Here is a 2,180-nt window from a genome sequence, read left to right as displayed (position 1 = left end):
GCCACGGTCGCGTCCGGGAACTTCACGGTCCGGCTGATCACCGTGTGCAGCAGCGTGTCGCCGAAGGCCTCGCTCACGCGCGCGACGACCTCGCGGGCGTGCAGCGTGCGCGGGTCGTACATCGTCGCCAGGATGCCGTCGACCTCGAGGCGCGGGTTGAGCCGGTCGCGCACCTTCTCGATGGTCTCCACCAGCAGCGCGACGCCGCGCAGCGCGAAGAACTCGCACTCCAGCGGGATGAGCACGCCGTGCGCGGCCGTCAGGGCGTTGACCGTGAGGAGCCCGAGCGAGGGCTGGCAGTCGATCATCACGACGTCGTAGTCGTCGAGGATCGGGCGCAGGGTCCGGGAGAGCACCGACTCGCGGGCCACCTCCCCCACCAGCTGCACCTCGGCGGCCGAGAGGTCGATGTTCGCCGGCAGCAGGTGCAGCCCCGGGAAGGCGGTCTCGTGGATGAGCGAGCGGATGTCCGCGTCGCGCTCCATGAGCAGGTTGTAGACGGTGCGGTCCAGCTCGTGCGGGCTCACGCCCAGGCCCACCGACGCGGCACCCTGCGGGTCGAAGTCGACGATGAGCACCTTGCGGCCGTACTCGGCCAGCGCGGCCGCCAGGTTGATGGTGGTCGTCGTCTTGCCGACGCCGCCCTTCTGGTTGCACAGCGCGATGACGCGGGCCGGACCGTGGGAGGCGAGCGGCGGGGGCTCGGGGAACACGGGCATCGGCCGCCCGACGGCGTCGAGCTGCGGGTCGGTCGTCTGCTGGCTCACCACGCGGGACAACCTACCGGAGCGGGGGGCCCGATGACCGCGCGACAGACCGGCGTGGGAGTGACGCTCATCGCGCCCGCGGGTGGGAGGCGGCGTACACCTCGCGCAGCGTGTCCGGGGTGACCATCGTGTAGATCTGCGTCGTGGTCACCGACGCGTGCCCGAGCAGCTCCTGGACCACCCGGACGTCGGCGCCGCCGGCCAGCAGGTGGGTGGCGAACGAGTGCCGCAGCGTGTGCGGGGAGATGTGCTCGGCCCCCGCGAGCCCGGCGCGCTCCGCGGCCACCCGCAGCACCGCCCAGGCGCTCTGCCGGCTCAGCCGGGCGCCGCGGGTGTTGAGGAAGATCCCCGGCGAGCCGCCCTTGCTGCCGACCGCCAGCGCCGGGCGCCCCCGCACCAGGTAGGCCTCGACGGCGTCGAGCGCGAACGAGCCCAGCGGCACCACGCGCTCCTTGCTGCCCTTGCCGAACAGCCGGACGGCCGCGCGGCCGGGGGTCCGGTCCAGGTCGTCGACGTCGAGCCCGACCGCCTCGGAGATGCGCGCGCCCGTGCCGTAGACCAGCTCGAGCAGCGCGCGGTCCCGCAGCGGCACGGCGCCGTCGCCCAGCCCGGCGGCGTCCAGCAGCCGCTCGACGTCGTCGACGGAGATCGCCTTGGGCAGCCGCTTGGGCTGGGCGGGCGGCTTGACCGTGCTGGCCGGGTCCAGGCTGGTCATCCCGTCGAGCAGCAAGAACTTGTGCCAACCCCGCACGGCGACGACCGTCCGGGCCGCCGACGACGCCGAGAGCGCGGTGCGCCCGTCGGACCCGGTGCGGACCGCGAGCAGGAAGTCCTCGACGGCCTGCTCGTCGACGTCACCGGGCGCGGTGCAGCCCCGGTCGCGCAGGAACGCCGTGTACCGCGCGAGGTCGCGCCGGTACGCCAGCAGCGTGTTGGTCGAGAGGCCGCGTTCGACGGTGAGGTGCGCCAGGTAGATCTCGAGTGCCGAGCCGAGCGCCGTCTCGCTCATCCGTCGTCCGCCACCCGTCAGAAGGGCAGGAAGACGTCCACCGCGATCGCGACGGAGAGCAGCGTGAGATACGTGATCGACGCGTGGAAGACGCTCATCGCGCGCAGCTTGCCGGCCTCCGGGTGCTCCGCACGACGCAGCAGCCCGATGCACGCCCAGAGGAACCAGAGCCCGAGACCCAGGGCGACGACCCCGTAGACCCAGGTCATGCCCTGCACCGGGATCAGCAGCAGCGAGCAGGCGATCATCGCGACCGTGTACGCGATCATCTCGCGCGCGACCTTGGTGTCCTTGGCCACCACGGGGAGCATCGGCACGCCCGCGGCCGCGTAGTCGCGCCGGAACTTCATCGACAGCGGCCAGTAGTGCGGGGGCGTCCAGAAGAAGATCACGCCGAACAGCAG

3 protein-coding genes are annotated in these 2,180 nt (G+C 72.6%); all 3 read right to left on the bottom strand.

Annotation, left to right across the window (positions count from 1 at the left end; genetic code table 11):
- Positions 1-719: ParA family protein (locus ACXJKG_RS20760; protein WP_456847615.1), on the bottom strand; the 719-nt coding region annotated here is incomplete at its 3' end.
- A gap of 115 nt (positions 720-834) precedes the next feature.
- Entirely contained in the window at positions 835-1,776 is a 942-nt protein-coding gene (locus ACXJKG_RS20755) for a site-specific tyrosine recombinase XerD (protein ID WP_456847614.1), read from the bottom strand.
- A gap of 17 nt (positions 1,777-1,793) precedes the next feature.
- Positions 1,794-2,180: UbiA family prenyltransferase (locus ACXJKG_RS20750; RefSeq protein WP_456847613.1), on the bottom strand; the 387-nt coding region annotated here is incomplete at its 5' end.

The organism is Cellulomonas sp. P5_C6 (assembly GCF_054049635.1).
Note: the sequence above shows the minus strand (reverse complement) of the source record. Positions and strands in the feature narration are given on the sequence as shown.